The following is a 6,214-nucleotide window of genomic DNA, read 5'->3' as shown; positions in this document are numbered from 1 at the left end:
CCGAACAGCGCGATGAACCCGATCGCCGCCGAGATCGAGAATGGCGTGCCGGTCAGCGCCAGGGCGAAGATGCCGCCGATCATCGCCATCGGGATCACCGAGAGCGTCAGCAGCATGTCCGCCACCGACGAGAAGTTGATGAACAGCAGGAGCGCGATCAGCAGCAGGGTGACCGGCACGACCAGGCTGAGCCGGGTCGCGGCCTCCTTGAGGTTGGTGAACTGCCCGACCCACTCCATCCGGTAGCCGGGCGGCAGGTCCACCGCCTCGGCGACCTTGCGCTGCGCCTCGATCACGGTGCTGCCGAGATCGCGCCCGCGTACCGAGAACTTCACCGGGATGTAGCGTTCCTGGTCCTCGCGGTAGATGAACGAGGCGCCCGAGACGAGGTCCACGTCTGCGATCTCGGAGAGCGGCACCTGGATCACGCCGCCATTCGGGTTCTGGGCGCCGACCGCGATGTTGCGGATGCCGGCCAGCGACGAGCGGTACTCCTTGGCCAGCCGCACCCGCATGGAGAAGTGCCGGTCGGAGCCGTACTCGTAGAGGTCGCCCGCGGTCTGGCCGCCGATCGCCGCCTGGATCGTGGTGTTCACGTCGCCGATGGATAGGCCGTAGCGGGCCGCCTTGTGGCGGTCGACGTCGATCCGCACGGTCGGCTGGCCGAGGGACTCGAACACCGCCAGGTCGGTGATGCCGGGCACGGTGGCGAGCGCCGCCTTGACCGCGTTGGCGGTCTTGGTGAGCTGCGTGAGGTCGCTGCCGTAGATCTTGACCGAATTCTCGCCCTTCACGCCCGAGGCCGCCTCCTGGACGTTGTCCTCGATATATTGCGAGAAGTTGAACTCGATTCCCGGGAATTCATCTTCCAGGCGCTTATTCAGGTCGTGGATCAGCGTGTCCTTGTCGAGGCCCTTGCGCCACTGGTCGATGGGCTTGAGCGGCGCCAGGATCTCGACGTTGAAGAACCCGGTGGCGTCGGTGCCGTCGTTGGGCCGGCCCTGGTGCGAGATTACCGTGATGACCTCCGGCACCTCCTGGAAGATCTTGCGCAGGCGCTGGACGTAGGCGTTGCCGGCCTCCAGCGAGATCGAGGACGGCATGGTGCCGCGCACGTAGAGGTTGCCCTCTTCGAGGCGGGGCAGGAATTCGAGGCCGAGGTTCCGGGCCGCCAGCCCCGAGACCAGCAGCACCGCCAGCATCACCGAGAGCGCCAGCACCCGGTTCTTCAGGCCGAAGGCCAGGATGCGCTCGTGCCCGGCGCGCAGGACCCGCACGATCAGGGTGTCCCGCTCCTCCAGCTTGCGGGGCAGGATCAGCGCCGACAGGGCCGGCGACACCGTGAAGGTCGCGAGCAGGCCGCCGACCAGCGCGTAGGCGTAGGTCTTGGCCATCGGCCCGAAGATGTGGCCCTCGACGCCGCTCATCGTGAAGAGCGGCAGGAAGCCGAGGATGATGATGATCGCCGAGAAGAAGATTGCCCGGTTCACCTCGACGCCGGCGATCGCGATGGTGCCGAGCCGGCCCTCGAGCCCCCCGGGCGCCTGCTGACCCCTGGTGTGCTCCGGCTCCGCGAGGTGGCGGAACACGTTCTCGACCATGATCACCGTGGCGTCGACGATCAGGCCGAAATCGATCGCGCCCAGCGACAGCAGGTTGGCCGAATCGCCCCGCACCACCAGGATCAGGATCGCGAAGCCGAGGGCGAACGGGATCGTGGCCGCCACGATGATCGCGCTGGTGAGCGAGCCGAGGAACAGCCACTGCACGATGAACACCAGCACCACCCCGAAGACGAGGTTGTGCATCACCGTATGGGTCGTGGTGTGGATCAGGCCTGACCGGTCGTAGATCCGCTCGATCTTCACGTCGGGCGGCAGGATCGTCGAGCTGTTGATCTTGTCGATCTCGGCCTCGACGCGCTCCAGGGTCGGCAGGCTCTTGCCGCCGCGGCTCATCAGCACGATGCCCTCGACCACGTCGGGCTGGTCGTCGTGGCCGACGATGCCGAGCCGCGGCGCGTTCGACACGCGCACCTCGGCCACGTCCCGCACCAGCACCGGCGTGCCGTTGACGAGGCTGATCATCGTGTCGTTGATGTCGTCCATGTCGCGGATCAGGCCGATGCCGCGCACCACGGCGGATTGCTGGCCGACATTCAGCGTCTGGCCGCCGACATTGATCGAGGCGTTGTTCAGCGCGGTGGTGAGCTGGACCAGGGTCAGGCCCTGGGCCTGCAGGCGGTTCAGATCGACCGCGACCTCGTATTCCTTGGCCTTGCCGCCGAAGGCGGTCACGTCGACGACGCCCGGGATCGCCTTGAACCGGCGTTGGAGCACCCAATCCTGCAGGGTCTTCATGTCCATAGGCGAGTAGCCCGCCGGGCCGACCAGCTTGTAGCGCATGATCTCGCCGACGGGACTGGTCGGCGAGATCTGCGGGGTGGCGCCGTTGGGCAGGCTCGGAGCCTGCGACAGGCGGTTGAGCACCCGCTGCAGCGCCTCCTCGTACGTGTACTCGTAGTTGAACTGGACCTTCACGTCGGACAGGCCGAACAGCGAGATCGTGCGCACCACCTGGGCGTTCGGGATGCCGGCGAGCGCCACCTCCAACGGGATGGTGATGTAGCGCTCGATCTCGTCGGCGGATTGCCCCGGATTCTGGGTGATGACGTCGACCAGCGGCGGCACCGGGTCGGGATAGGCCTCGATGTTGAGCTGCGTGTAGGCGCCGTAGCCGATGCCGAGCATCACCACGAACAGCAGCACCACCAGCACGCGCTGGCGCAGCGAGAAGACGATCAGGCTGTTCATGGCCCGGGATTCCCGCTCACGACGCCTTGTCGCCGGTGGCGGCCCGGTCGATGAACAGGGCCCCCCGGGTCACGATCTGCTCGCCCGCCTGCAGGCCATCGACGACCTGGGCGTTGTCGCCGTTGATCACGCCGAGCTTGATGTCCCGCGCCTCCACGGCACCGTCCTGGCGGGCCACCCAGACATGGGTGCGGTCGCCCTCGTACACGATGGCGGCCACCGGCACGCTCGGGCTCGGCTCGCCCTTGCCGGTGATAATCGTGTAGGTGGCAAACATCTCCGGGCGCAGCACCCGGTCCGGGTTGTCGACCTCGCTGCGCACGGCGAGCCGCCGCGTGGCCGGGTCGAGGCTCGCGGCCATGTAGTTCACCCGGGCCTTGAACACCCGCGCGCCGAAGCCCGCCACCTTCGCCTCGACCTCCTGGCCGATGCGGATCTTCGGGATCTCGCTCTCGCGGACGTTGGCGACGAGCCAGACCGTGGACAGGTCGCCGATCACGAAGACCGGGTCGCTCGAAGCCGAGAGGAACTGCCCGGTGCCCACCTTGCGCTGGACGATCGTGCCGGCGATCGGCGCCCGGATCTGGGTCTCGGAGCTGAGGCGGCCGTTCTTCTCGTAGCTGGCGATTTCGGCGTCGGACTTGCCGAGGAGCCGCAGGCGGTTCTTCACGGCGTCGAGGGCCGCCTCCGCGGTCTTCAGGTCGCTCTGGGCGGCGATCACGTCGTTCTGGGCCGACTGGTAATCCTTCAGCGCCACGGCGTGGGCCTGGAACAGCTCCTGCTGGCGCGTCGCGATGGTCTGGTCCAGCTTCAGCAGGGCCTGCTGCTTCTGGAGGTTGTTCAGGGCCGCCTGGTAATCGTTCTGCGCCTGGACCATGTCGGTAGCCTCGAGCGTCAGCAGCACGTCGCCGGCCTTCACGTCGTCGCCCGCCCGGGCCAGAACCTTGATCACCCGACCCGCATAGGGCGAGACCACCGGCACGTTGTCGTCGTCGTTGAGCGCGATGCGCCCCTCTGCGGCGCCCTCCGGGCGGAACACCTGGGTCGCCACCGGCAGGATCTCGAAGGCCGCGCGCTGCTCCTTGGTCGGGCGGAACACCCGCTCGACCGCGCCGGCCTTCTCAGCCTCGATCCCCGCATCGGGGTTGCCCGATCCGAACAGCACGGCGGCGATTCCGGAAGCGGCTTCGCGGGCGCGGTCCGAGAACGCGAGCGCCAGGCCGCCCGCAGCGACGAGCAGCACCAGCACGATCACGAGCCGCGGCGGGCCGCGCCTGCGCGCGGGCCCGGTGCGGGTCTCGTCCTGGTCAATCGGATTGCGGGCGTCCATGCGAAAGGTCTTCTGGGGCCGGGCGAAGGAACCGGGATGGCGGACGAGATACGATTCGCACAAGAAATCCGCCCGCATCAATGCGATCGGTGGCGCTTTTCTAAGGCAGCCGCCCCGAGCGGACTCGGGGGGCGTCGCGTGCCTAGAGCAAAGCTTGACTGATCCGCAATCGATTGGGAGGCCCAGGTCGCGAAACCGTGTGGCTACGCCTTCCTTCGACGGGATTTGTTACAATATGACAACGACCGCGGGCTCGCAGACCCGCCCCATCCCTCAGATCCGACCGAAGAACCCGCCATGACCGACCTGAGTTCTGTTTCCGTCCCATCCGGATCGAGCGCCGGCAAGATCCCGGTGACCGTGCTCACCGGCTATCTCGGCGCCGGCAAGACCACCCTGCTCAACCGGATCCTCACGGAGAACCATGGCAAGCGCTACGCCGTGATCGTCAACGAGTTCGGCGAGATCGGCATCGACAACGACCTCGTCGTCGGCGCGGACGAGGAAGTGTTCGAGATGAACAACGGCTGCGTCTGCTGCACGGTTCGCGGCGACCTGATCCGGATCATGGATGGCTTGGTGAAGCGCCGGGGCAAGTTCGACGCGATCATCGTCGAGACCACGGGGCTGGCCGACCCGGCTCCCGTCGCCCAGACCTTCTTCGTCGACCAGGATGTCGGCGACGCCGCCCGCCTCGACGCGGTGGTGACCGTGGCCGACGCCAAGTGGCTGTCCGACCGCCTGAAGGACGCGCCCGAGGCCAAGAACCAGATCGCCTTCGCGGACGTGATCCTGCTCAACAAGAGCGACCTCGTCTCGCCGGCCGACCTCGACCGGGTCGAGGCCGAGATCCGCGGAATCAATCCGCTGGCCACGCTCCACCGCACCCAGAACTGCGCCGTGCCCCTCGAGGCCGTGCTGGAGCGCAACGCCTTCGACCTCGACCGCATCCTGGAGGTGGAACCCGAATTCCTGGAAGCGGGTCACCACCATCATCACGATTCCGAGATCCAATCGATCTCGGCCCGGATCGAGGGCGAGGTCGATCCGGAAAAATTCATGCCGTGGATCTCGAACCTGACCCAGGTTCAGGGGCCCGACATCCTGCGCTGCAAGGGCATCGTCGCTTTCCCGAACGAGCCGAAGCGCTTCGTCTTTCAGGGCGTGCACATGATCCTCGACGGCGACGTCCAGGGGGATTGGCGCGCGGACGAGAAGCGGGTCTCCCGGGTGGTGTTCATCGGCCGCAACCTCGACCCGGTGGCGATCCGCGAGGGATTCGAAGCCTGCCGGATCTGACCGAGGGCCGCCGAGCCCGGAATCCTGCCGCCGACGGTTCGTGGTCTCGCGCCGCCGGCGGCCTCGGGTTGTCGGAGGTGCCGCCTGGCATCCGCTAACAGCTGTATATCCACAGACTATCGGAGCGATTATCCTCGATATAGCGTATCGTCACGGATCGATACCGACTCGGGGGTTATTCGCTATGGTACGCCTGCTTCTGACCGCCACCATGCTGGCTTGTGGCGCCGGCGCGCTCGTCACGCCGGCGGCGGCTCTGTCGGTCAAGGATTGCTCGACCAAGTATCAGGCGGCCAAGCAGGCCGGGACCCTCAACGGCCAGAAGTGGAACGACTTCCGCAAGGCGGAATGCGGCGCCGAGCCGGCGGCCACGGCGGCCACGGCGGCCAACACCGTGCCGAACCCCGTCGCGCCGGGCGCGACGAAGACCGCGGCTCCCGCTCCCGCGCCGCAAGCCCCGGCCGCGAGGCCCACGGCCGCCCCGGCCGGGACGGCGGCTTATCCGTCTGCCGTCGATCCGAAATACGCGAGCGAGTCGGCCGGCAAGGCGCGGATGCATACCTGCCTCGACAGCTACAACGCGGCCAAAGCTTCCGGGACGCTGGGCGACGCGAAGTGGATTCAAAAGGGTGGCGGCTACTACTCGGTCTGCAACAAGCGGCTGAAGGGCTGACGACACCCTCGCCCCGCGCTGGCGGACACGAAGCCGATTCTCAACCATTGGGTGTCATGGACTGCGGCGCAGGCCTGCGTAACCGGCCCGCGGAGTCCG

General features: G+C 67.4%; 4 protein-coding genes. 2 read left to right on the top strand and 2 right to left on the bottom strand.

Translation table 11 applies throughout. From position 1 onward, the window contains the following. Positions 1 to 2,813 (bottom strand): efflux RND transporter permease subunit (locus MKL11_RS10815; RefSeq protein WP_243943048.1); only part of this gene is annotated, 2,813 nt, incomplete at its 3' end. Positions 2,814 to 2,829: 16 nt separating this feature from the next. Beyond that, positions 2,830 to 4,143 (bottom strand): efflux RND transporter periplasmic adaptor subunit, encoded by a 1,314-nt coding sequence (locus MKL11_RS10810; RefSeq protein WP_243943046.1) that lies wholly within the window; start codon positions 4,141 to 4,143, stop codon positions 2,830 to 2,832. 297 nt (positions 4,144 to 4,440) lie between these two features. Here MKL11_RS10810 and MKL11_RS10805 point away from each other — a divergent pair, with 297 nt between their 5' ends. After that, entirely contained in the window at positions 4,441 to 5,442 is a 1,002-nt protein-coding gene (locus MKL11_RS10805) for a CobW family GTP-binding protein (RefSeq protein ID WP_243943037.1), read from the top strand. A 184-nt stretch (positions 5,443 to 5,626) separates the two neighbouring features. Then, positions 5,627 to 6,115, top strand: coding sequence for a hypothetical protein (locus MKL11_RS10800; RefSeq protein ID WP_243943035.1), 489 nt, complete (start codon positions 5,627 to 5,629; stop codon positions 6,113 to 6,115). Positions 6,116 to 6,214: the final 99 nt, after the last annotated feature.

Source organism: Methylobacterium sp. J-077, from assembly GCF_022829365.1.
Taxonomy (GTDB): domain Bacteria; phylum Pseudomonadota; class Alphaproteobacteria; order Rhizobiales; family Beijerinckiaceae; genus Methylobacterium.
This window is presented reverse-complemented; position numbering and strand designations above follow the sequence as displayed.

Bases quoted from the DNA above. Each gene is read 5' to 3' on its own strand.
- MKL11_RS10810 (WP_243943046.1), bottom strand. From the start codon at position 4,143: ATGGACGCCCGCAATCCGATTGACCAGGACGAGACCCGCACCGGGCCC.
- MKL11_RS10805 (WP_243943037.1), top strand. From the start codon at position 4,441: ATGACCGACCTGAGTTCTGTTTCCGTCCCATCCGGATCGAGCGCCGGC.
- MKL11_RS10800 (WP_243943035.1), top strand. From the start codon at position 5,627: ATGGTACGCCTGCTTCTGACCGCCACCATGCTGGCTTGTGGCGCCGGC.